General features: G+C 39.4%; 29 protein-coding genes. 6 read left to right on the top strand and 23 right to left on the bottom strand.

What is annotated here, in order from left to right; all coding sequences use genetic code 11:
- On the bottom strand, window positions 1–939 hold the full coding sequence (opp3b, locus tag CBF29_RS12075) for an oligopeptide ABC transporter permease (RefSeq protein WP_126809977.1): 939 nt from the start codon (window positions 937–939) through the stop codon (window positions 1–3).
- Between the two features lie 124 nt (window positions 940–1,063).
- Between opp3b and CBF29_RS12070 the strand changes: the two genes are divergently transcribed.
- Entirely contained in the window at window positions 1,064–1,411 is a 348-nt protein-coding gene (locus CBF29_RS12070) for a DUF3899 domain-containing protein (protein ID WP_126809976.1), read from the top strand.
- A gap of 3 nt (window positions 1,412–1,414) precedes the next feature.
- On the opposite strand, the gene CBF29_RS12065 is transcribed toward CBF29_RS12070, so the two are convergent.
- The 6 genes from CBF29_RS12065 to zapA all read right to left on the bottom strand — a co-directional run bounded on the left by CBF29_RS12065 (window position 1,415) and on the right by zapA (window position 7,846).
- Complete coding sequence (locus CBF29_RS12065; protein WP_126809975.1) at window positions 1,415–3,094, bottom strand: peptide ABC transporter substrate-binding protein; 1,680 nt, start codon at window positions 3,092–3,094, stop codon at window positions 1,415–1,417.
- A gap of 289 nt (window positions 3,095–3,383) precedes the next feature.
- Window positions 3,384–3,845 (bottom strand): Dps family protein, encoded by a 462-nt coding sequence (locus CBF29_RS12060; protein ID WP_126809974.1) that lies wholly within the window; start codon window positions 3,843–3,845, stop codon window positions 3,384–3,386.
- Window positions 3,846–3,971: 126 nt separating this feature from the next.
- On the bottom strand, window positions 3,972–4,283 hold the full coding sequence (trxA, locus tag CBF29_RS12055; RefSeq protein ID WP_126809973.1) for a thioredoxin: 312 nt from the start codon (window positions 4,281–4,283) through the stop codon (window positions 3,972–3,974).
- 94 nt (window positions 4,284–4,377) lie between these two features.
- Entirely contained in the window at window positions 4,378–6,759 is a 2,382-nt protein-coding gene (locus CBF29_RS12050) for an endonuclease MutS2 (RefSeq protein ID WP_126809972.1), read from the bottom strand.
- A gap of 69 nt (window positions 6,760–6,828) precedes the next feature.
- Window positions 6,829–7,374 (bottom strand): CvpA family protein, encoded by a 546-nt coding sequence (locus CBF29_RS12045; RefSeq protein WP_126809971.1) that lies wholly within the window; start codon window positions 7,372–7,374, stop codon window positions 6,829–6,831.
- A 19-nt stretch (window positions 7,375–7,393) separates the two neighbouring features.
- Window positions 7,394–7,846, bottom strand: a complete 453-nt coding sequence (gene zapA, locus CBF29_RS12040; RefSeq protein WP_170170072.1) for a cell division protein ZapA — start codon at window positions 7,844–7,846, stop codon at window positions 7,394–7,396.
- A gap of 189 nt (window positions 7,847–8,035) precedes the next feature.
- Here zapA and rnhC point away from each other — a divergent pair, with 189 nt between their 5' ends.
- Entirely contained in the window at window positions 8,036–8,965 is a 930-nt protein-coding gene (gene rnhC, locus CBF29_RS12035) for a ribonuclease HIII (RefSeq protein ID WP_126809969.1), read from the top strand.
- A 50-nt stretch (window positions 8,966–9,015) separates the two neighbouring features.
- On the opposite strand, the gene CBF29_RS12030 is transcribed toward rnhC, so the two are convergent.
- The 11 genes from CBF29_RS12030 to pepA all read right to left on the bottom strand — a co-directional run bounded on the left by CBF29_RS12030 (window position 9,016) and on the right by pepA (window position 17,806).
- Window positions 9,016–9,462 (bottom strand): hypothetical protein, encoded by a 447-nt coding sequence (locus tag CBF29_RS12030; protein ID WP_126809968.1) that lies wholly within the window; start codon window positions 9,460–9,462, stop codon window positions 9,016–9,018.
- Window positions 9,463–9,654: 192 nt separating this feature from the next.
- Complete coding sequence (locus CBF29_RS12025) at window positions 9,655–11,547, bottom strand: ABC transporter ATP-binding protein (protein WP_126809967.1); 1,893 nt, start codon at window positions 11,545–11,547, stop codon at window positions 9,655–9,657.
- Complete coding sequence (locus tag CBF29_RS12020; RefSeq protein WP_126809966.1) at window positions 11,540–13,276, bottom strand: ABC transporter ATP-binding protein; 1,737 nt, start codon at window positions 13,274–13,276, stop codon at window positions 11,540–11,542. Before CBF29_RS12020 ends, CBF29_RS12025 begins: the two co-directional genes overlap by 8 nt.
- 4 nt (window positions 13,277–13,280) lie before the next feature.
- Complete coding sequence (locus CBF29_RS12015; RefSeq protein ID WP_126809965.1) at window positions 13,281–13,742, bottom strand: MarR family winged helix-turn-helix transcriptional regulator; 462 nt, start codon at window positions 13,740–13,742, stop codon at window positions 13,281–13,283.
- A 319-nt stretch (window positions 13,743–14,061) separates the two neighbouring features.
- Window positions 14,062–14,403, bottom strand: coding sequence for a DUF1292 domain-containing protein (locus CBF29_RS12010; RefSeq protein WP_126809964.1), 342 nt, complete (start codon window positions 14,401–14,403; stop codon window positions 14,062–14,064).
- Between the two features lie 28 nt (window positions 14,404–14,431).
- The gene (gene ruvX / locus CBF29_RS12005; protein ID WP_126809963.1) at window positions 14,432–14,854 is read right to left on the bottom strand and encodes a Holliday junction resolvase RuvX; all 423 of its coding nucleotides are present in this window, start codon (window positions 14,852–14,854) and stop codon (window positions 14,432–14,434) included.
- Window positions 14,851–15,120, bottom strand: a complete 270-nt coding sequence (locus tag CBF29_RS12000) for an IreB family regulatory phosphoprotein (protein WP_126809962.1) — start codon at window positions 15,118–15,120, stop codon at window positions 14,851–14,853. The genes ruvX and CBF29_RS12000 overlap by 4 nt, the downstream gene beginning before the upstream one ends.
- Window positions 15,121–15,192: 72 nt before the next feature.
- Window positions 15,193–15,831 carry a YtpR family tRNA-binding protein gene (ytpR, locus tag CBF29_RS11995; protein WP_126809961.1) on the bottom strand — a complete coding sequence of 213 codons (639 nt, stop codon included), beginning with the start codon at window positions 15,829–15,831 and terminating at the stop codon, window positions 15,193–15,195.
- 84 nt (window positions 15,832–15,915) lie between these two features.
- Entirely contained in the window at window positions 15,916–16,386 is a 471-nt protein-coding gene (locus CBF29_RS11990) for a universal stress protein (RefSeq protein ID WP_425469901.1), read from the bottom strand.
- 15 nt (window positions 16,387–16,401) lie between these two features.
- Window positions 16,402–16,719, bottom strand: a complete 318-nt coding sequence (locus tag CBF29_RS11985) for a thioredoxin family protein (protein WP_126809959.1) — start codon at window positions 16,717–16,719, stop codon at window positions 16,402–16,404.
- 7 nt (window positions 16,720–16,726) lie between these two features.
- Window positions 16,727–17,806 (bottom strand): glutamyl aminopeptidase, encoded by a 1,080-nt coding sequence (gene pepA, locus CBF29_RS11980; RefSeq protein ID WP_126809991.1) that lies wholly within the window; start codon window positions 17,804–17,806, stop codon window positions 16,727–16,729.
- Between the two features lie 170 nt (window positions 17,807–17,976).
- Here pepA and CBF29_RS11975 point away from each other — a divergent pair, with 170 nt between their 5' ends.
- Complete coding sequence (locus tag CBF29_RS11975) at window positions 17,977–18,312, top strand: PepSY domain-containing protein (RefSeq protein ID WP_126809958.1); 336 nt, start codon at window positions 17,977–17,979, stop codon at window positions 18,310–18,312.
- A 50-nt stretch (window positions 18,313–18,362) separates the two neighbouring features.
- Here the strand turns inward: CBF29_RS11975 and trmB are convergent, their stop codons facing one another.
- The 4 genes from trmB to CBF29_RS11955 all read right to left on the bottom strand — a co-directional run bounded on the left by trmB (window position 18,363) and on the right by CBF29_RS11955 (window position 21,909).
- On the bottom strand, window positions 18,363–19,007 hold the full coding sequence (gene trmB, locus CBF29_RS11970; protein ID WP_126809957.1) for a tRNA (guanosine(46)-N7)-methyltransferase TrmB: 645 nt from the start codon (window positions 19,005–19,007) through the stop codon (window positions 18,363–18,365).
- A gap of 61 nt (window positions 19,008–19,068) precedes the next feature.
- A complete protein-coding gene (locus tag CBF29_RS11965) occupies window positions 19,069–19,866 on the bottom strand; it encodes a phosphotransferase family protein (protein ID WP_245987382.1) in 798 nt (265 codons plus the stop codon).
- Between the two features lie 85 nt (window positions 19,867–19,951).
- Complete coding sequence (locus CBF29_RS11960; RefSeq protein WP_126809956.1) at window positions 19,952–21,172, bottom strand: ABC transporter permease; 1,221 nt, start codon at window positions 21,170–21,172, stop codon at window positions 19,952–19,954.
- Window positions 21,173–21,174: 2 nt separating this feature from the next.
- On the bottom strand, window positions 21,175–21,909 hold the full coding sequence (locus CBF29_RS11955; protein ID WP_126809955.1) for an ABC transporter ATP-binding protein: 735 nt from the start codon (window positions 21,907–21,909) through the stop codon (window positions 21,175–21,177).
- 129 nt (window positions 21,910–22,038) lie between these two features.
- On the opposite strand from CBF29_RS11955, the gene CBF29_RS11950 reads away from it, so the two are divergent.
- The 3 genes from CBF29_RS11950 (at window position 22,039) to CBF29_RS11940 (ending at window position 23,975) form a co-directional block, all read left to right on the top strand.
- Complete coding sequence (locus CBF29_RS11950; protein ID WP_126809954.1) at window positions 22,039–22,464, top strand: HIT family protein; 426 nt, start codon at window positions 22,039–22,041, stop codon at window positions 22,462–22,464.
- Between the two features lies 1 nt (window position 22,465).
- Complete coding sequence (locus CBF29_RS11945; protein WP_126809953.1) at window positions 22,466–22,810, top strand: YtxH domain-containing protein; 345 nt, start codon at window positions 22,466–22,468, stop codon at window positions 22,808–22,810.
- A gap of 154 nt (window positions 22,811–22,964) precedes the next feature.
- Window positions 22,965–23,975, top strand: coding sequence for a peptidylprolyl isomerase (locus CBF29_RS11940; RefSeq protein ID WP_126809952.1), 1,011 nt, complete (start codon window positions 22,965–22,967; stop codon window positions 23,973–23,975).
- Between the two features lie 101 nt (window positions 23,976–24,076).
- Here the strand turns inward: CBF29_RS11940 and CBF29_RS11935 are convergent.
- Window positions 24,077–24,300 (bottom strand): transposase (locus tag CBF29_RS11935; protein WP_425469887.1); only part of this gene is annotated, 224 nt, incomplete at its 5' end.

The following is a 24,300-nucleotide window of genomic DNA, read 5'->3' as shown; positions in this document are numbered from 1 at the left end:
CTAATGCTCACCTCCAGAAACACGAATACGCGGATCGATAACTCCGTACAACAAGTCCACTATTAAAATGACAACTACCAGCAAGGCTGAAAATAAAATCGTCACAGCCATAATTGTTGGATAATCGTTTGTCATGATTGATTTCACGAACTGCTCTCCGATGCCTGGGATTGCGAAAATATTTTCAACAACCAAAGAACCTGTCATCAAGGCAACGGCTAACGGACCTAAAAGTGTCACCAGCGGAATCAAACTATTTCTTAGACCATGCTTAAAGGCGACTTCCCAATAACTCAAGCCTTTGGCACGGGCCAACTCAATATAGTCTGAACTTAACACTTCCACCATTTCCGTACGAATAAATCGTCCAGTATCCGCTAATGGCGACATCGCCAAAGCAAAGGTCGGCAAGATGGTTGAAGCAAAGCCGTTCCAGCCGGCAATTGGAAACAACTTGAACTTCACAGAAAAAACATATTGCAGTAAAACTGCAAACACAAAGTTAGGAATCGATCGTCCCAAAATCGCAATCAGCGTGGCGCCGGTATCTACCCATGTGTTTTGCCTCAGTGCTGCAATCAATCCAAGAATAATTCCGATGAATGTTCCAAAAACAATAGCTTGCGCACCTAATTGTAAGGATGGGCCGATACGATTCCTCAGAAGTTTCGCAACGGGCTGATTTTTAAATTGAAAGGACGTACCGAAATCTCCCTTCATAATATTTTTCATGTAAATCACATACTGTTCAGGAACTGATTTGTCTAATCCAGCCTGTTTGTTTAATATCTCGATTTGCTCGGGACTTAACTTTTCCTGATTCGCATAGGGTGAACCAGGAAGTAATTTCATTAGGAAAAACGTTACGGTGATAATCAGCCACAACGTGATAACCATAAAGAAGACCCGTTTTAAGAAATATTTTCCAAAGTTCTTCAATTTCCTCTCCTTCTTTCATGTACATTTTGACTTCTCGTGATTTTTCAACTAAAATGCGGTAGAGAATTAATTACTTTTTACTACTACTGACAAACCATCACATTTAATAGGAGCTGACTTTATCATGTCCCAACTAAAAAAAATTGGCCTTACCAGTACCGTCATTCTTTTAGCAATTTTTCTCTATTCTTTTATCCGTACCGGAGGCATGGATTCTCTTATTATAATAAACACCAGTTTTTACATTGGTTTATTTTTCTTTGTTATCGGCGCGTTCATCAGCACGCTGCAGTCAGGTTTCTTTGATTTTTTCCAAAAAACAATGAAAAAAAAGATGAGGCAACTTCGAAACCAACAAACACCTACTTATATACCATATTCAAAGATTTTTCAGAAAAAACCTTTCTATTGGTTTTCAGTAGGTGTCATCTTCATTTTTTTGTCAGTTGCGCTATTATTATTGACTACTTAGATGTTATTCTGCTGTGCGGTATGCCCATTTGTAATCATAACTAGCTCCAGCCGGATGAATTGCCACACCTTGGATTTGTGGGTTGCGCAGGTGAGCTTCCGCTGTCTGATAAAGCGGTACAATGCCTAGATCACCCATGATGATTTTTTCTGCTTCAACAAGTGTCGCAAATCTTTTTTCTGGGTCATTTGCATAAGTGGTTGCAGCTTCTTTAATTTTATCATCGTACTCTTTATTTGAATAGTGACCTCTGTTATAGGAATTTCCTGTAGTAAACAACTCTTGGAAACTACTTGAATCTGCATAGTCTGCAGACCAGCCTCCGACTACAATGTCGAATTCACCGTTGTTACTTCTGTCGATACGGACACTCAGTGGCACCGCACTCACGGATACCTTGATGCCGTCAAGATTTTCTTCCAATGCGCCCTGCAGATATTCGGCAACTTTTTTAGCCCAATCTGCATCTGATGCTAGGATTTCCACCTCTATTTCATCTTTACCTAAATCTTTTTTAGCTTTTTCCCAATGTTCTTTGGCTGTTTTGTCATCAAATTTTAATTGATTGCCAGCCTCTTCGGCAAAGTCCTTGCCGCTTTCAGGGTCAAACATCATTTCTGATGGGACCAAGCCAGAAGCTGCCACGGAACCGTCGCCTAAAATATTTGTAGCAATAGCATCACGGTCAATTGATAGAGAAATTGCTTTTCTCATGTCTTCGTTTCTAAAAATAGAATCCTTTTCAATTTGATTCAGCTCTAGATAATATGTGGATGCTTGTTTCTCAATCACCAAATCAGGATCATCTGCCATCTGTTGTGCTAATTCACCAGTTAGGCGGATATCATCTACATCTCCTGCTTGATACAAGTTAAGTGAAGTATTTCCTTCTTTTTGTACTTGTGCAGTGATAGTTTCTAATTTTACATTATCCTTATCCCAATAAGAATCATTTTTCTTATAGGTCCAGTCCGTATCTGTTCCCGGTCCATCAAAATCAGTTAAGATAAACGGTCCGTTATAGACTGCTTTCTCACTAGTAGAAGCAAAATCTTTTCCATACTCTTCAACAGTTTCTTTATGTTGCGGGAAGTACGTAGAGAATGTCAGCAAATTCATAAAGTATGGTGTAGGAACTTCCAAAACAACTTCAAGTTCATAATCACTTAGCGCTTTGATACCCAACTCGCTTGGCTCCATCTCGCCATTTGCGATTGCTTCACCATTTTTCACAATGGAGTGAAGATAAGCAAATTCTGATTCTGTTTTAGGATCAACTGTCCGCTGCCAACCATAAACATAATCGTCGGCCGTGACAGGGTCTCCGTTTGACCATTTTGATTCTTCACGCAATTTAAAGGTGTAAGTAAGCCCATCGTCGCTCACTTCTGGATCTTCTATTGCTCCAGCTGGAACAAGTTCATTGTCTCCGTCAAAACGATACATACCTTCGTAAATATTGTTTAACACCAAGCCTCCGACCACATCTGTATTCAGTGACAAGTCTGCTGAAGACATTTCCTGGTCAACGACTGTGTGAAAAACCTGTTCATCTGCAAGTTCTGTTGATGCTGCTGGTTTCTCTCCTGTAGTCTCTGTTTTGTCGCCGTCTCCGCCGCCTCCACAAGCTGCTAAAGAGAGTGCTAATGTAGCTACTAAACCTAGATAAGCCCATTTTTTCATCGATATTTCCCCCTCGGTTTTTTTTGAAGCATAATTATTTGAAACTTTATGATAATACTATATTAAATTCTCATAAAAATCAATAATTTTCAAATTTAATTCTCATCATTTTATCACAGAGCATGCTGATTTCACTATAAATCTGCTTAAATTCCCGTCTATAGCACCTTTTCTAAGATTGTTTTAAATTTTATTTATATAATGGGAAATTTTTTTAATAATTAGCTGATAGACTACATGTCATGGAAAACAAAAAAAGCAGAGCTTTCACTCTGCTTTTTGATCTTGATTATAATTCTGGTGCTCTGCCTAATTTTGCAGTAAGCATCCAAAGAGTTTTTTCTATTTTTCCTTGCATGTCGATAAAGATATCTTCTGTCACTGAATCTCCTGCTTCTCCGCTGACTTCGATACCTTCTTGGGCTAACTCTCTAAGATAGCGGTAGCCTTTAATCAAAACTTCTACGTGATCTGGAATAGATTTTTCGTAAGTTCCTTTCTCATCAGGAATTTTAGTATTGTCAGCAAATTCTTTCAAAGTAGAGTATGGCGCTCCGCCGATAGTAATCAAACGCTCTGCAACTTCGTCTAAAATATCATTGATTTCATCCATAAACTCGTCCATTTTCGGATGAAGATTTAAAAATTCTGGGCCTCTCATATACCAGTGGACTTGATGAATTACCACTGCGAATTGGCTCAAGTCTGCGACTGTTTGGTTTAATACCTCATGTCTTTTATCTGTACTCATTTTTTAAATTTCCTCCTTCAATTTAGTTACACTTCTATCATACCTTCAGATTGTAATAATTACAATATAAAAGGCTTTTATTTAATCTCAGAAAGAAAAGTGCCACTATCAGCACTTTTTTTCTAATTAAATATATTTAGCTAACACAGCTGTCAATTGTTCTTTACGATGGACACCCACTAATTTCTCGACCACTTGATCATCTTTTTTGACCAACAAAGTCGGAATACTCATGATACCAAAAGAACTTGGTACTTGAGGGTTTTGATCCACATCCATTTTTAACACTTTGGCTTTGCCAGCCATTTCTTTTGATAATTCATCAATGATTGGTCCTTGAATACGACATGGTCCACACCAAGTTGCCCAAAAATCTATTAGTACAACACCATCTTTTGTTTCTTCTGCAAAGGTTGCATCAGTAATTTCTTTTGCCATTTTAATTTTCCTCCTAAATCATTTACATTTTAATGTAGTTTTAGTATATCAAAGGAAAGTTTATTTTAAAAATAATCTGTTTCTGTGGATTTTTTTACTTGAATTCCACGACTGTTGCCCCTGTGCCTCCAAGATTTTGCGGTGCCAATCCGTATTTTTTTACACTTCGGTGATTTTTTAAATAATCATTTACTGCATTTCTCAATGCCCCAGTTCCCTTGCCATGAATAATAATAACCTCAGAATAGCCCGACATAACCGCTTCATCCAGATAATTAGACAACTCATGGACGGCATCATCATATCTCATCCCTCTTAAATCCAGCTGGCTGGACACCCATGTGCGTCCACCGCCAGATGAGGAAGTCACTCGAACGATATTTTTTTGCGTTTTTTCTTCCTGTGCAGGTGATACTTTAGTCAACTGATTTTCAGCAACATTCATTTTTATAATCCCGATTTGAACTTGCCATTCGTTAGAACTGATTTTTTCAATTAAGGTGCCCCGTTGTCCAAAGGTTTCCACTAGGACCTCATCGCCGGGTTTGAGTACTTGTTTGGCTTTTTCCTTCTGCAATACTTTATTTTTCTCTAGTTTGCTGTCTTCTGCCTGTTTTAAGTCAGCTAACTCTGTTTGGACTTGGATCAGCTCATGTTCTTTTACTTGTGAGCGACCTAGACTTAACTGTTTTTGCCGGATTTCTTTTATGATTTTTTCCGACTCTTCCGCTGCTTTTTCAACAACTTCATTTGCCTGTTCTTTTGCTTTGGCAAATTCTTTTTCTCGTTCTTCAAAGAAATAGCCATAAGCATTTTCTAAATCTTTCAATAATTTTTCTGCTGCTTCTACCTGTTCTCTTACTTCCAAGTATTCTGTTTCCGTCATCTTCCGTCTGCTTTCCAAATCGGCAATCATCTCGTTCAGATCCTGACTCTCTACATCAATCATCTGTCGCGCGCCATCGATAATACTTTCTTCAAGTCCCAAGCGTCGGGAAATATCAAATGCATTGCTTCGCCCGGGAACACCGATCAGCAGCTTGTAAGTAGGACTTAATGAATCCACATCAAACTCCATGCTGGCATTGATTGTTCCTTTACGATTATAACCGTAAACTTTCAATTCAGGATAATGAGTCGTGGCCATCACATAAGCACCTGTGCTCCCAACCGCATCCAATAAGGAAATAGCCAGTGCCGCCCCTTCTTGCGGATCCGTCCCTGCACCTAACTCATCAAAGAGGATCAAAGAGTTCTTGTCCATTTGTGACATAATCGAAACAATATTCGTCATATGCGAAGAAAATGTACTTAAATTCTGTTCAATAGACTGCTCGTCTCCAATATCTGCAAAAATTTCATTAAACACACCGATTTGGCTATCTTCAGCCGCCGTGATTGGCAGCCCGGCTTGCCCCATCAGTTGCAGCAGACCCAAAGTCTTCAGGGTAATAGTTTTTCCCCCTGTGTTAGGCCCGGTGATAACGATGGCCTGATAATCTTCTCCTAAAATAATATCATTGGCAACCACTTTGTCTTCCTCAATAAACGGATGTCGTGCCTGACGAAGAACGATATATTTTTCAGGACTGATTCTTGGAACGACGGCATTTATTTCTTTTCCAAAAGAGGCTTTGGCATCAATAAAATCCAGCCTTCCCAGCACATAAGAATTTTGCAAGAGTACTTGTCGATGGGGGGCGATTTCATTTGAGAGTTCTGCAAGAATCCGTTCCACTTCATGGCGTTCTGCAATTTGCTGCTGTCTCAAACGATTGTTTAACTCTACGACTTGTTTGGGTTCGACAAAAACCGTCTGTCCAGAAGCACTTTGATCATGAACCACACCGCCAAAAACACTGCGGTATTCACTTTTCACCGGTATAACATAGCGGTCATTACGCATTGTAATAATGCTGTCGCTTAAATATTTGGTGTTTTTCCCACGGATGAGTCCCTCAAGACGCTCCCGGATACTCTGCTCGTTACGCCGAATCTGATGACGTATGCTGCGTAACTCTGTAGATGCTTCGTCCGTCACATAGCCATCCTCATCTATCGACTGACGGATTTTCCCTGATAAAGACGGTACTGTTTCTAGCTTCTCAACTAATTCATACAATCGAACAAGGTCGACTTCTGCTTCAGACAAGTCTTCAAAAAAACGCAGGACTTCTGATGTTGTGTACAAGACTTTTCCGATTTGTGCTATTTCACTCCCATTAAGGAGAGCACCAATCTCTAAACGTTTTAAATGCGGGCGAATATTTTGCAAGACTGGTAAAGGAATACCGCCGCGAAGCCGCAGAACTTTCATACCTTCTTCTGTTTCTTCTAACCAGCCCTCGACCACTTGGGAATCGGAACTAGGCTCAAGTTTATCTGCCTCCTCTGCCCCAAAAGCTGTGGTGGTATAGTTTTTCAGATGAACTTTTATTTTATTAAATTCCAACGTTGTTAATATCTTTTTATTCATGACATCACTTCCACTCTTTATAAGATACTTTAGAAAAAGCTGAACGTTATCGTTCAGCTTCTCTCAAATTTATAATGGCACGCCCGTCCATAATTCTAAAATTTTCTTTGAAAAATAAGGCGTGTTTTTTACGATTCCCCTAGCCAAGCCACTGTCACGAAACAAATTCTGTACAAAATCAACAGGCACCATGGCAAGCAAGGTTAATAAAATACATAGGGCAACGATTGCGACAAAAAAAGACAAGGCGCCGCCGCCAATCAAATGGACTTCTTTCTTGACGGGGGTAAAATTTAATTCATATAAAAAAATACCCAAAAAGCGTACGATCACCCAGCCAATGACTAAACACAAGATAAAGGAAACTCCGCCGTAAAAATAACGGTCCAAATCAAACAGCATCTCGCCCTCAAAGAAAACCAGCTGGCTGTCCGGGGAGGCTTGCGGGTAAGGCACGATCAATTCTAAAATATCAACGAACTTGATAAAAAACTTTTGAGCAACAAAAAAGGATATCAGATACCCAATCGTGTAGATTCCTTGTAAAATGATGCCTCTGCGAGCACCTGTATACACAGCAAAAACTAACGTAATCAAAATAACTATACTCAACATAAAACGAAATCCTTTTCTATTATTTGGGATTATTTCTTTTTTGAATTTTTTCCAACGATTGCTGATTCATAATGGTTTGAACTTCTCCCGGAGACAACTCTTCTATCTGACGACCATCTTCTTTTAACGTTTGTTTGGCTTTTCTCTCCAACTCTTCATAGCGAGACAAGCGTGCTTCCAATTCTTTCACTTTTCTATGACTGTCTTTCAATTTTTCCACTTCTGCCTCAAAGGTTTCAAGCTTTTCTGTCAAACCATTGATTTCTTCTTGCATGTGAAGCTGGTCTGATAAAGCATTGATAGCCAGCAATACTGCAGACTGTTCCTCTGTGGTTTCTGGGGCAGCATTTTTTAATTGATTTAATTGTTTGTTTGCCAGCGACACAACGGCATCCATGTGAGGCTTGCTTTCAGAACCAATGATTGTATATGTTTGACCGGCGATTTCAGCCTTATATCTTGTCTTATTCAATGTAGTGATTCCTCCACCCTGATGCATTTTCTCTTGACTCTACGCATCTTTCTTTTCTCATTATAAAATAGTTCCTCTTTATTTACAAACCCTATTGTCCTAATAAATATCACATCTACGATAAAAACATTTGTTTAATAGGGTACAATTCGATAGTATAAAGAAAAGAACAGAAATCAGAGGGGTACAATGGCAAATTATTCATTGAAAAAACAATCTCCAGCAAAATTAAACGAGATGAAAGATTATTATCGCAAGCAACTCAGCACAAAGGTTCCAGAGCACACTATTTTTATGGCAAAAAAAAATGGTGTGACCATCACAGCTTATAAAACTGGCACAGTTTTATTCCAAGGGGATCATGCTGAAAAAGAAGCCGGCAGATGGGGAGGAGTCGCCAGTCAGCCACTCAAAGGCAAGGTTTCATCAAAGAATGGCGATAAAAACCATTTACCTGAAAATTTTTCTAACTGGTCTGTAATCGGAAGTGATGAAGTGGGAAACGGCAGTTACTTTGGTCCTGTCGTCGTTTGTGCCTGTTATGTTTCAGCACAACAACTCCCTTTGTTAAAGGAACTTGGCGTAAAAGATTCAAAAATGCTTAAAGATAAGGACATCATTAAAATCGCCAAAGACATCAGAGTCAGCGTCCCGTACCAAGAGCTGCTTGTAACACCTAGCAAATATAATGATATCCAGCCAAACTATAATGTCAATCGCATGAAAGTCGCCCTGCATAATCAGGCAATTTATTTATTGTTGAAAAAAATCGCCCCGACCACGCCGGACGGGATTTTAATCGATCAGTTTACCACAGAAGCAAGTTACCGGCGTTACCTGTCCAAAGAAAAAAATCAGGTGACAGATAATCTTTATATTGCCACAAAGGGAGAACAACACCATCTAGCTGTGGCGGCTGCCTCTATTATTTGTCGTGCGAGATTTCTGGAAGAGCTTGAAAAAGCCTCCAAAGAATTGAGCATGACCATCCCCTCCGGAGCGGGAGGAACATCTGATTTGGCGGCGGCAAAAATCTTAAAACGGGGCGGCATGGATTTGTTGCGCAACTATGCTAAGCTGCACTTTGCCAACACGCAAAAAGCACTGAAAAAACTGTAGAAGTTTTTTTGACATCATTAACAAAAGCAGTTGGGCTGCTGCTGTGAAAATCAGTCGCCCAACTCTAACTCATCCATATTATTGAAATTTTCCTCAATTAATTTCAATGTTAACTCATCATCACAAAAGACCATCGTCACAGCAATATCATCATCTGATGTTGATGAATCATAATTATAAACATAGTAGGTGATTGCCACCTTGTCTTTGATTTTATCTAAAGTATCAGTCAGTTGCTCCACCAGTTCATCTCCGCCTTCAATCTCCTCTTTCATCGGCTCAACAAATTGTTTAAAAGGGTCCAACTGTTTAGCGACTCTCTCGCTGTCCAGATTTTTTTCTATTTCATCTGGTTTACCCAAGAGGTCCGTGACTTCACTCGTGGACATCCCCGTTGTCACGTTGGAAAAATCCGCCGTTGTGAGTTCTTTTTTGGGCTGACAGCCGGTAAAAATAATAGCAGTGAAAATTAACAGTAAATAAATGCTCTTTTTCATTAGATCACCTTCCCCATAATGTTATGACTTATTGTACGATAAAAATCTGCAAACCGCCATCCTGTTAAAGAACGATTTCTTTTAACCAAAACAACTAAATAAACTTTCTGAACTCTTCTCCAACATCAGCCTCACGTATTAAGATAGAAAACAGAGCCTAGCGAGTTACTTCAGCTAGACTCTGTTTTATTTTTATGACAACTCTATTTTACCAGTATACAACTGATAGTATGTGCCTTTTTCTGCCAGCAAATCATCATGGGTCCCCCGTTCGATAATTCTCCCGTGATCCATGACCATAATCACATCCGAATTTTGAATCGTTGATAAGCGGTGGGCAATGACAAAAACTGTCCTGCCGTGCATCAGTCGATCCATTCCCGCTTGAACCAGTTTTTCTGTTCGGGTATCAATACTAGAGGTTGCTTCATCTAAAATCATCACAGGAGGATCTGCGATGGCAGCTCGTGCGATGGCAAGGAGCTGTCTTTGTCCTTGGGAAAGCCCCTCTCCGTCTCCGGTGATAACCGTATCATATTTTTCCGGTAAATTATGAATGAAATCTTCTGCATTTGCAAGACGGGCAGCGTAAATGACATCCTCATCACTCGCAGATAAATTCCCATACCGAATGTTTTCCCGAATCGTTCCAGTGAACAAATGAGTGTCTTGCAGCACGACTCCCAAGGATCTTCTCAAAGATTCCTTTTTGATTTTTTTAACATTGATATCATCATAGCGAATTTTACCTTCTTGGATATCGTAAAAACGGTTGATCAAATTCGTAATTGTCGTTTTTCCTGCACCAGTGGCCCCTACAAAAGCCACTTTTTGACCCGGTTCGGCGTACAAGTTGATGTCATGAAGTACCCGATGATTATCATCATAACCAAAAGAGACATTTTTAAAACGCACGTCTCCCGTAAGTTCCGTATAGGACACACTGCCATCTTCATGGGGATGTTTCCAAGCCCATGTGCCTGTGCGCTTCTCACTTTCAACCAATTGGCCTTCTTCTTTCGTCACATTAACAAGCGTGACATAGCCATGATTAGTTTCAGGTTCCTCATCCAGCAGACAGAAAATCCGATTGGCTCCAGCCAGTGCCATAATCACAAAATTTATCTGCTGGGAGATTTGATTGATGGGCATATTTAAAGAGCGGCTCAACTGCAAGAATGCAGCCACCATCCCGATGGTCAAACCTGAAACACCGTAGACTGAAAATAATCCGCCGATGACAGCTAACAACACATATTGAACATTTAAAAGATTCATCATGATTGGCATCAGACTATTAGCATATTTATTTGCTTGAGTGGCACTTTCTCGCAGAGCTTCATTCAATGAAGTAAATTCTTCAATCACCTGGGGCTCATGATTAAAAATCTTAACGACTTTCTGACCATGCATCATCTCTTCGATATAGCCGTTGACATTTCCCAGATCTTGTTGCTGTTTGCTGAAAAACTTTCCGCTTTTACCTGAAATATAACGCAGTGTAAAAATCATCAGAGACACTGACAGGATGACAATCAATGTCAAGGGGACACTAATTGTAAACATTGCGGCAAACACACTGACAAAGCTTACAGCAGCGGCTATCAAGTTAGGAATACTTTGGGAAATCATCTGCCTTAAGGTATCCGTATCATTCGTAAAATAACTCATAATATTACCGTCGGAATGACTGTCAAAATAAGCAATAGGCAGCGAGTCCAAATGGGTAAACATCTCGTCACGAATTTTTTTCTGCGTTCCCTCACTGATTTTGACCATGATCAAATTATAAAGTAACCCAGCAATAATCCCCACAGCATAAATCAAGCCCATGGTCATGACAGCCTTCAACAAATTGGAAAAGTTTGGATTGCTTTGCCCTATCATCGGAGCAATATGATCATCTATGACAACTTGTAAAAAAAGCGAGCCGCGAACATTGGCATAAGTGCTGAGCAAAATCAGCACCAGAACGATAACCAAATAAAGTTTATAGTCTTTGAACACGTAAGCAAGAAGTCGCTGTAAAGTTTTCAACGGACGGCGGGTGCTTAAGGTCTTATTGTTTTTATTCTCTTTAGACATTTTCTTCACCAAATCCTTTCCGTTGTGAATCAAATACTTCTTGATAAATCGTATTTTCAGATAATAATTCTTCATGTGTCCCGATGGCGTTGATTAGCCCTTTATCCATCACAATAATTCGATCAGCATCTTCCACAGAAGTGACACGCTGGGCGATAATGAACGTGGTGGTGCCTGGGATTTCCTTTTGCATCCCTGCCCGAATCAGGCGATCTGTTTTCGTATCCACCGCACTGGTAGAATCGTCTAAAATTAATATTTTAGGTTTTTTCAAGAGCGCTCTGGCAATACACAGACGCTGTTTCTGCCCGCCTGATAAATTATTTCCCCCTTGCGCAACCATCGCATCACATTTATCGGGAAACTCTTGAATAAAATCATCTGCTTGGGAAACTTTACAAACACGAATCAAGTCTTCATCTGTGGCCTCTTCATTACCCCACCGAAGATTGTCTTTGATCGTTCCCCTAAACAATGTGTTCTTTTGCAGAACCATCCCTACTTGGTCACGCAAAGTTTTTAAATCGTAATCGCGGACATCGTGCCCGCCGACTTTGACTGAACCCATCGTAACATCATACAAGCGGGGAATCAGTTGCACCAGACTGGTTTTCGAGCTGCCTGTGCCGCCGATGATACCAATCACTTCCCCTGACTCAATAGACATGTTCGCATGTTTAAGTGCCAGTTTGTTTTCATCTCCTGCATAGCTGAAACAAACATCGGAAAAGACCACCGAACCATCAGGTACATCATACAAGGGCGCATCATTATTTTTTAAATCGCTCTCTTCATCCAATACTTGTGAGATACGTTCAGCAGAGGTTCTGGCAATAATCATCATCACGAATACCATGGACAACATATTGAGACTCATCAAAATCTGCATCGTGTAAGTGAACATGCTGACTAGTTCTCCAGTGGTTAGTGAACTGCTCACTACTAACTTAGCTCCCAGCCAGGAAATCAACAACATACAAGCGTATATCGCTGACTGTAATATGGGACCATTAAAGGCAACTATACTTTGCGCCCTAGAAAAGGATTTGTAAATATCCTCTGAAACTTTTTTAAATTTACTCTCTTCGTGTTTTTCACGCACGTAAGATTTGACCACTCTGATGCCTTGAAGGTTTTCCTGAACAACATTATTTAATCTGTCATAAATCCGAAAGACTTTTACAAAAATCGGGTGGGCAAAATAAATAACGACCCCTAGACCTATCACTAAAAAAGGAACAACTGCTAAATAAATCAAAGATAATTCCTTGTTGATACTGAAAGCCATAATCAATGAAAAAACAAAATTCAAAGGACTGCGGACTAAAAGACGAATAGATACTTGGTAAGCATTCTGAACATTCGTGACATCCGTCGTCAGCCGTGTGATCAAACTTGAGGTGGAAAATTGATCAATATTGGAAAAAGAAAAGCTCTGAATCCGGATAAATAATTTATCCCTCAAATTCTTAGCAAATCCAGCGGAAGCAATCGCCGCAAAACGCCCAGACAATCCCCCTAACACTAATGCAATAATTGCAAGAATAAATAATACGACCCCATATCTTAAAATCGCTTGGGTGTCCCCTGTTTCAATTCCTCTATCAATCATCAGCGCCATGACCAATGGTATCACCATATCTATGGCTACTTCAGACGCAACCAGAATTGGGGTGATGATACTTTCTTTTTTATATTCTCCTACATTTTGTAATATTTTTTTCAGCACATTTTTACCTGCCTTTCACCGCTAAAGGATTGATTGTATGACTGTTTTTAGAGATCTTAGCCAGTACGATTAAAAAAGCCTCTAACTCATTTTCTGTAACACCCTGAACTAAAAGTTCATCAAACATTTTTAGTTTAGAAATATTATCTTTTACTTTTTGTTTACCCAAATCGGTCAATAAAATAACTTTCAGACGATTGTCCAACCGGTCACTTTCTCTCTGGATCAACGCCCGCTTCTCCATCGTTTGTAAAATCCCTGTCGCTGTCGAGCGACGAATATCAAACACTTGCTCAATATCTTTTTGATAGACATAGATTCCCTGTTTGTACTTTCCATGGATAAAATTTAAAATCTGCATCTGCATTCCAGAAGCTGGCTGACCATCTTCTTTTAGAATCTCTGCTGCCTTCCGATTCAATTTATTAGCAGTCATTCGAATACGCAATGAAATTTTACTTTCCAATAGTTACTCACCCCTCAAAAAATAGTTCGTGCCCTAACTATTTTAAAGAAAATAAACTGACAGGTCAATAGGTAAATGTTCTTTTTCATTCAAATTATTTTTTATTTTTAGGTTATCTGTTAAATAAAACAGTCATTCTCCCCGCAATACGTGACACTTTAAAATAACAAGATAATGTTATTTTCTCAACAAGCGTAAGACCAACCTTTTTATGAAAAAGGTTGGTCTTATGCTTGAAAATCATTCTATATAATTATGTTCGTGACCCATTAAAAAAAACTAAGTCTCTTGATAAGAGAGCCTTAGTTTTTCAATAAATCTATTCTTCTTGTTCTGCTGCAAAGGTATTGAAAACTTCTTCAATCATATCCCACTCAGCATCTGTTTCGATATTTTTTAATTCGCCTTCTGTTCCAGAGGCACTTTCGATATATTCGTATGCCAGCAAATCAACTTCTGTATCATCATCTTCGTCGATTCCAGCTGGATATAGCAATACATACTGCTTATTAGCGAACTCCTCTTCTCCATCAATCGTTAATAAAATCTCATATAATGCTTCATTGCCCTCTTCATCAACTAATGTGATAAAGTCGTGTTCATGATGATCGTGGTTGCACTGGCAATCGTGATCATGGTCGTGGTGATGATGCTCTCCCATAATTTAACCTCTTTCCAATAGATGCCCCTCAGTTTGAGTGGCTGTCCAAATAATTTTGTAAAATCATTACAGCTGCTAATTTATCGATAACTTTTTTACGCTTTTTGCGTGATGTATTAGCTTCTTCTACCAACATTCGTTCCACTTGAACTGTCGTCAGTCTCTCATCTTGATAGGATACTTTGACTTGAAACAATTTTTCCAGTTCCTGCCCATAAGCCATAGAAGCCTCTGCCCGTGGTCCGATGGTATTGTTCATATTTTTAGGCAAGCCCACCACAACATGATGGATGTCATAGTCGTCAAGCAGTTCTTTTATTCGATCAAAACCGAAAACACCCTTGTCTTCATTGATAGGAATAATTTCTATTCCCTGTGCCGTCCATCCTAAACGATCACTTATCGCAACGCCGACTGTTTTCGATCCCACATCTAATCCCATAATTCTCATTTGATAGAAATTCCATTGTCGGACAAATAATTTTTGATTAATTCTTCCATAATTTCATCCCGTTCGTGACGACGTATGAGATTTCGTGCATCTTGATAACGTGGTATGTATGCCGGATCACCCGATAGCAAATATCCTACGATTTGATTAACTGGATTATAGCCTTTTTCTTCCAACGCAAAATAAACGGTTTTTAATGTTTCGCTGATTTTCTGCTTTTTATGATCTTCAAATTCAAAACGAACTGTTTCGTCTGTATAACTCACCCATCTCCACCTCTTTCCTTCTTACTAGCTCTATTCTACAAGAAAGGAACTAAAACTACAAATTTAATTGATTCATGAAAGGATACTTAGTGATTTTTTTATCTGGGGAAAGCTGATGCCCACTTCTGTTTCTTCCGGCAAGACTAAAATTCCTTTTTCCCTTGGCGCATCAGGCAGTTGTAATTCTTTGGCAGAACAGATCATACCAAAGCTGTCTACCCCGCGGAGATTCCCCGGCCAGATCATCGATCCGTCAGGCATCATTGCTTCAGGTTTGGCAACCACGACTTTTTGACCCGCTTGAATATTAGGTGCACCGCAAACGATTTGCAACACCTCTCCGCCATCCACCTCAGTTTGAGTCACTGATAAGTGATCGGAATCCTCGTGCTTGTGACATTCTTTCACAAATCCCACGACGATTTTCGGCCGTCCGTCATCTTCGATAGTTTCCTTAAAACTTACCTCTGTCAACAAACGGTTTAATAATTCTAGTTGCTCTTTCGTAAGAAAAATCTGTCCTCTTCCGTCTAAATTTCCCAAAGTGCGAGAAATATCAAAAAAATTCCAGCCTACCGTTGTACCGTCTTCCTGAATAAAAATACGGGTGATTGCCCCTTTACTTTCAGAGTCAACCGCCTTATCTTGTGCATTTGCAGTCACTACCATCAAAATATCCCCGACTGCTTCTTTATTATAAGAAAAAATCATCATAATCTCCTTTAATTTCCTATTTAATTTTAAAACTTGTGGCCTTAAACCCTCCACAGTAATAAAGTAAGCAGGTGTCCCCGCTTACTTATCTTTTGAATCTTCTAGAGAACGAACAATCAGGACATCACATTTCGCATGACGAACGATATATTCACTGACACTTCCTACAATTACCCGCTCCACTGCGTTCAAACCTGATTGACCTACCATAATCAAATCCACATCATATTTTTCTGGCAGTTCCTCAGTCATCACGAGTTTTGGAGAGCCAAAGGTTAGCACTGTTTCCAGATTATCGAATCCCATTTCTTTTGCATGGCCTTCGTATTCTTTCAGCAAATCTTTGGAGCGTTCTGTCTCGACCTCGATCAAGTCTGCCGTCGTTAACGTATAACCCATATTGCCAAACAAACGGTTCTCGATCACATGAGTTAAAACCACCTTCGCATTATTTCTTTTTGCTACTGCTATCGCCTTTTCAAAGGCTTGAAATGCTTGATCACTGCCATCCACACCTACTAAAATCGTTTGATATTCTACTGTGTTTGACACTTTACTCACCTTCCTTTAATTTGAATAGGGTCTTAAAAATTCAATAATTTCATCTTTGGTCTTTCTTTTTTTGCTGACAAATCGTCCCAGCTCTCTGCCGTCTTCCACTACGATAAAACTTGGAATGCCGAAAACATTCATCTTCTCACAAACGATGAGAAAAGCATCCCGATCCACCTCGACGAAAGACAAGTCAGAAAATTCTTCCATTATCACTGGCAAATGAGGTTTGATATAAACACAATCCCCGCACCAGTCAGCAGTAAAAAATAATACATGCTTGCCTGTTTCAATCAATGTTGCTAATTCTTCCAAACTTTGCGGTTTAATCATATGTTTCCTACTTTCCGTAGATAATAGTATTTATAAGTTCCGGTGTCAAGGTCTTCATTGAAGCAATCAACATTTGACGTGCAGCCTCATAATCTGACATCCGGAACATTGTCTGATGTGTGTGAATATAGCGTCCCGGCACACCGATGACCGCACTTGGGATACCATCATTGACTAAGTGTGCTGCTCCAGCATCTGTTCCCCCTTTGGATACAAAATACTGATGAGGGATGTGATTTTTTTCTGCCACATCTATGACAAATTCGTGCATACTTTTCAGCATAATCATCCCCGGGTCAAAAATTCTAACTAAGAAACCTTCCCCAAGTTTGCCAAAATTTTCCTGTTTTCCATCCAAGTCATTAGCTGGAGAACAATCCACCGCAAAAAATATATCAGGCTTAAACTTATGGGCAGAAGGTCTTGCACCTCGCAACCCAACTTCTTCTTGGACATTTGCTCCGCCGATCAAGGTGAATGGCAGCTCCACATCCTTTAGTGCTTCAAACATTTCCAGCACAGCCACACAGCCATAACGATTGTCCCACGCTTTGCAAATGATATTTTTGCCATTGGCTGTTTTTATTGTCTCAACATCTGGTACAATACTGTCCCCCGGTCTGACTCCAAAGCTTTTAGCCTCTTCTTCGGATTCGAACCCGGCATCAAATAAAATATCGGAGACCTCTACTTTGCCTTGGCCAGCACTGCTCCCCCGCAACAAATGGGGCGGAATAGAAGAAGAAATGATGGGATAGTCTCCTTGCCGTGTTTTTAGCGTAAATCTTTGAGCCGAAACGACATAAGGATTCCAACCGCCCAGCGGCTGCACTCGCATCATACCATTTTTCATGATCTGTGTAAGCATGAATCCCACTTCATCCATATGAGCTGCTACCATCACTCTCGGGGCATCAGGATTTTTACTTTCTTTAATCCCAAAAACACCTCCTAAGCCATCATATTCCACACGATCCACTAGAGGAGCCAGCTTGGCTGCCATCAATTGGCGAACATCTTCTTCAGAGCCGCTCGCCCCTTGAACTTGGGTCAATTCTTTAATTAATAAAAAACTTTTTTCATCCATCGATTGTTTCTGCTGCTGCAGAATCCACCTCACTTTTCTTCCTTTAGTCAATTATAACCCATTTATTTTGTTTTTAAAAATAGTAGTGTTAAAATCAAGCGTTTTCTTGTTAGGCGGATAAGAAAAAGTATGATACAATACTGTTACACATTCTCAACAGGAGGTAACCTATGGAAAAATCGAGTAAACTTAATTGGCTTGGCATGGGGTTGGCTTTCGGTACAGTGGTCGGAGCTGTTGGCGGCATAGTAGCAACTCATTGTTACCATAAACGTCAGACGATCCATCCAGAAATTATTCTTGAAAATGTTAAAACTTTTTTCTTAGCTGAAGGCTCTATCGAAGGCTCCTGGATTGAATTCAGCAGACACCCTCTAAGAAAATTCGCCATCGAATACGATACTTATACTGGTGGAATCACGCGTAAAGAAGACGATCAAATCGTCCAATATGAATTTATCGCTGATGCCCACACTGGAACTGTTTTAGACATATACCGTGTATAAAAAAACAGATAGCATGAAGTTTTTCTTCAATTGCTATCTGTTTTTTGGTTTTATTTATTACTAAACATTGCCTCCAGCCGATAAATAGGCTGTCCTTTACTAGAAAACTTCTCTTCATATTCTGTCATAATATTGCCCTCATAATCAGAAATATGCAAGTCGAGCCACACTTGTTTCAAACGCATGCCGTACTCTGAAAAACTGACTAGCGAATATTCAAATAAACCACGATTGTCCGTTTTAAAATGAATTTCGCCCCCTGGTGCTAAAATGGCTTCATAAATTTCTAAAAATGTTTTGTGCGTCAAGCGACGTTTCGCATGACGCGCTTTCGGCCAAGGATCAGAAAAATTCAGGTAAATCAGCGCCACTTCCCCCTCAGTAAAGTAATTCATCAAAGAGTCTCCATGTACATGAAGTATCTGCAAATTTGGCAGTTGAGCATCGATTTGTTTTTCCAAAATCGATACTAAAACATTACGCTCCAATTCAATAGCGATGTAATTATTTTCAGGATGTGCTTTCGCCATGCCTACAATGAAACGGCCTTTGCCTGAACCGACTTCTATATGCAATGGTTGTTTTTGTTCAAAACGTTCTTGCCATCTTCCTTTGAAAGCTTCTGGGTCAGTGACCACATATTCCGGATGTTTTTCAATAAGCTCTTTAGCCCAAGGTTTATTTCTAACGCGCATCTTTTTTCCCTTTCATTGAAAGAAGTTGAGAGAAAATAGCTTCTCTCAACTTCTAATGTATTTAATATAAATATAATTTTTTCAACATCATGATTTCCTGATTCATTTTAGGATACTCGTATCGTTGGTGATACTGTTTAATTCTCAGCAGAAAATCCATGCCACTGTACCAGTAGATTTTTTCTAAAAGCTCTTCTGTCGGGTTTTCCCCATACAACTCCAGCCAGCGCTGCCACTTCCCATAAGACACATGACGCCCAAGTAAAATCCCCAAGTCATAAGCCGGATCAGACAAAACACAACTGTCCCAATCAACAAGATATAGGCGATCATCTTGGGACATAAACCAATTTGTATTGACAGGATCCCCATGACAAACTTTAAACGTGGTTTCTTCCGGCAAATGGTCTTCAAGATAACGAAAGACGCTGTGAAGGTATTGATTATTTTTTAAATCTCCCGGCAGCTGATGTGCATAACTTTTTAAAAAGTCAAAAGGAGATTTTTGTTTTCCACCCACTCTGACCAACATTCTTTTCAAGGACACTGAGTGATGCAGGTGGGATAAAATCTGAATAACTTCAACGCTTTGACCTACCTCTTCAGGCAAAAATGTCTTTCCGTCCAGCCATTCTTGTGCTGTTAAAATATCCCCATTACCCGTCCTTCTCGTCCAAACCAATTTAGGGACGATGCCTTCTCGTGATAAGGCAGCCAAAAACGGGGTTGTGTTCCGCTTTACAAAGACTTTTTGGGCATCTCTTATACCCATATAGGTTTTTCCTGTATCACCATCGATTGGGTGAAGAGTCCAAGTATTATCAAATTGAAAATCTGCATCCATGTCTAGCTTCACCATCTTCAAAAACCTCGCTAATCTTTTTGTTTTCCAGCATTCTATATTTTAAAGCCCTTTACGCTTTCCGTCAAGTTGTGCAAAAAAATCACATACTGTCCATCTTCTTTATTCTAGTCGGAACGTAAATTAGTATCAACAATAAACTCATCAGCAGGATGACCCCAACAGCAATAATTCTTGAACGCCAGTCAGGCAACACTATCAGACTAACCAAAGAAAAGAGAACGCCGGCCCCTCCCAGTAAAATCATCAGTAATTGCTGCAGGTTATTTTGTTTTTGACTACTCGGCACAGGATAGAGCTGTGTCATGACCATATAGTCAAATTGCCCATACAATGGCAATAATTGAAAACAAATAACAAACAGGGCCAGCAAAGCGACTGGCAGCAGCCACAACAGCTGATTTAAAGAAGACATCAAAATGACGGCAACAAGCAGCAGACGGGCAAACACCCCACTGTATTCCGTACCACGCAAAAAACTTCGTGCATACAAATACAGATAGGTCCGCTGATGGCTAGCCTTGATTTTTCTAAGCAGCGGATCGAAATATTTTCTTCGCCTGACGCTGCTGCTCATGCCGGGAACATCGGTAAACAGATTGATAAACTGAAAAATTTTCTTTTGACGATGTTTTTCTTTTTGGATCATTGTCTCCCAATCCAAAAGACTGTTTTGTGTCAATCTCTTCACTTGATTTTTGCTGAAATGAAGAAAAATACTGCTGAGTATTAGGCCCGCCCAAGAAACACCTACCAGCATGACAGTAATGACCGCCGCTGACACGATGAAAAAAACCAGCAGTGCTTGTTGCTGCTCTTTTTTTTCAACATGGTATAAAGCGCTATACTTCAGGAAAAGATGGCAGATTTTCAGACACCACATCGTCAGAAGGAAAAAGATACCGTCAACGACTGTGACACCAGCTATCGCCATCAATAAAGGCTGTGAAAGTGCCACGATTAAAAGCAGAAACAACGCCGGCAGAACTAGAGAATGACGAAAAGCTTTCTCTAAATACCGGGTCATCTCTTTCTCCTTAGGGAGCAGGAAAACTTTATCTGCTTCTTCTACAATTGTAGATAATTGCCCCACAAAGAGCGTCAATAACCAAATCAGCCCCACGAGCAGCTTACCATAATAAAAACTTTGATCTATTTGTTTAATCATTTCAGAATAAAAAAACATGAAACCGCCCATCAAAACAATCAGGATCAGAGAAAAATGATCATTAAAAACATACTTCAAATAGCGGAACATCTTTTTTTGATAATTTTTTAAGCGTCGATCATACAAAGCTGCCATCGTTAGTCCGCCTCTTCTTCCGTAAGTTTAACATAAATTTCATCCAGAGAGGCATCAGGCAGATGAAATTCCGTTCGTAGTTCTTCCATCGTGCCAACGGCTCTGATTTCTCCTTCATGAAGAACAATGAAACGATCACAATATTTTTCTGCCGTGGCTAAAATATGAGTGGACATCAAGATCGATGCCCCTTGGCTTTGCATTTGTTTTAATAATTCCAACAGTGCGTGGATAGCTAAAGGATCAAGACCTAAAAACGGTTCATCAATGATATACAAACTAGGTTCCACTAAAAATGCGCAGAGAACCATGACTTTTTGCTTCATTCCTTTGGAGAAATTAGCCGGAAACCAGTCCAGTTTATTTTCTAAGCGAAAGGTTTTAAGGAGTTTTTCCGCTCGCACCATTCCCTCTTCTAGAGGTATATCATAGGCCATACAAGTCACTTCTATATGTTCCTTTAATGTCAGCTCCTCATATAAAGCAGGCGTTTCAGGTATATAACCGATTTTTTTCCGATAAGCTGCTGTGTCAGCAGACAATGTTTTTCCGTCAATTTCGATAGTTCCTTTTTGGGGTGTCAGCAAACCGATAATATTTTTGATAGTGGTACTTTTTCCTGCACCATTCAGCCCGATTAATCCCACTAACTCTCCTCGTGCTACCTCGAAACTGATATCTTTTAACACCGGGATATGTCCGTAACCACCAGTCAAATGTTTCACAATCAAACTCATGTGTTTTCCTCCAGCATTTCAATGACATTATTATATCATACTCCAAATAAAGTAAAAAATGAATTACTTTTGAGTTTTCCTGAAAAATCTATTATCATAAACAGTAAGATGTCTAAGGAGGAAATAAAAATGAACGATTGCATTTTTTGTAAAATCATCGCTAACGAAATTCCTAGTTATAAAGTTTATGAAGATGATCAGGTACTAGCTTTTCTTGATTTGTCACAAGTTACAAAAGGACACACACTGCTCATCCCGAAAACTCATGTGCCGGATATTTTTTCTTTTGATGAAGAAACGGCCGCCATGCTTTTTTCACGGGTACCGAAAATCGCACGTGCCCTTGAAGCAGCATTTCCGGACATGAAAGGGCTGAATATAATAAACAATAATAAGGAATTGGCCTATCAGTCTGTGTTTCATTCCCATCTTCATTTGATTCCAAGATATACGGCAGAAGATGACTTTAAAATTCGCTTTGTCAACAATCAGGAAAAATATACACCCGAAACTATGAAAGAAATCGCAAAAAAAATTGCGACACAGGTAAACTAAGATGCTGAAAAACTTTACTAAAGGCTTACTCGTCGGATCAGTGATTGGCGGTGCTTTGGGACTTTTATTTGCACCTCAAAGCGGCAAAAAATCACGGCAAAAAATGATAGATGACGTAGAAGATACCACAAGATTAGTCGACGAACTGCAAGAAGGACTGGATAACTTCAACCGTTCATTGGGAAATCTGAAACAGACTGCCGGTGAGACTCTGCCAAATTTCCAAAAAGAAATGAGTCAAACCTTGAGGAAATTTCAATTTCAAGCAGAACCTAGATTGAAAGAAATCGAAAATACCGTAGAAACTTTGAACCAGCATCTTTCTACCGAAAAGGATCAACACTAAGTTTTTAGTGTTGATTTTTAACTTTTATGTGAACTTTCTGTGACTTACTTCCAAAAAAATCATGTTTTACTGTTTTTTGAATATCAGAATATGTTATAGTATTGAAGGTAGTTGTTTAGTACTAAAGAAATGAAATGAATGGAGTTTAATAAAAATGAAAAAAATAAAATTAGCCATCATCGGCCTAGTTAGTGCCGCCACTCTGACTGCTTGTTCAAGCGGTACAGACGTTGTTACCATGAAGGGCAGCACGATCACTGTAGATGATATTTTTCAGCAAGTCAAAACAGACGACGCTGTAAAGCAAAGCATCACCCAAATGATCATCAATGAAGTAGCTGTCAATGCTTATGGGGATAAAGTCGAACAAAAAGCCATCGACAAACAGTTCAATGAAACTAAAAAACAGTATGGCGATGCCTTTGCCTCCGTCCTTGAAAGTAACGGAATGACTGAAAAGACTTATAAAGAAAACATCAAAAATTATCTTGCCTACGAACAAATGTTAAAGTCTCATGTGGACTTGTCAGATGCTGACCTGAAAGAAGTCTGGGCAGATTTCCACCCGGAAGTTGAAGTTCAGCTAATTGCGATATCAGATGAAGAAGAAGCTAAAAAAGTGCATGAAAGTGCGAAAAATGGCGATGATTTTGCCAAGCTGGCAGAAGAAAATTCCAATGATGCCTCGGCCTCTGAAAAAGGCAAAGTCACTTTTGATTCTACCTCTACTACAGTCCCAACTGAGGTAAAAGAAGCTGCCTTCCAAATGAAAGACGGAGACATCTCTGATGTAATCAAATCGACGACTTATGACCAAAGCTATCAGGAAATAAATACTTTCTACATTGTCAAAATGGTCAAACAACAAGACAAAGGCAATGATATGAAACCTTTCAAAAAACAATTGAAAGAAATTGCAACTAATAATAAATTAGCTGACCAACAGTTCCAATTCGATGTTCTTAGCAAAGAATTCAAAAAAGCTAATGTCAAAATCAAAGATGAAGATTTAACTTCTATCGTTGCCCAATTCATGCCGGAAGAAACTGAATCAACAGATTCATCTGCTGATGATAAAACAAAAGAGACAAACGCAACTGACAGTGAAGAAACAGAAGACACTGACGCTTCCGAAGACAAAGAAACTACGGATGAAACAAAATAGTAAAGCGTTAAAGCTTTCTCAAAACTATTAAATAACAAAAAAATCACATGGCAGCAGTGTTCAACATACTGCTGCCATGTGATTTTTATTTTTATTATTTGTCAAATTAAGCTAGACAAAACAGTTTCATCTACATAACTCAAGAATACTTCCAACGGTGTTTGATAGTTCAATGATTTTCTTGGAATGTGATTGCGTTTATTCGCTACACTGGAAATGAAGGTTTGGCTGACTTGGTTAAAGTCCATCTCTTTTGGTAGTCCATCTTTTCTAAGTAAACCGTTAGAGTTTTCGTTAAGAGCCCTTTGTGAAGGCGTTCCTGGAT

It is taken from the genome of Vagococcus elongatus, from assembly GCF_003987645.1.
GTDB classification, from domain to species: domain Bacteria; phylum Bacillota; class Bacilli; order Lactobacillales; family Vagococcaceae; genus Vagococcus_A; species Vagococcus_A elongatus.
This window is presented reverse-complemented; position numbering and strand designations above follow the sequence as displayed.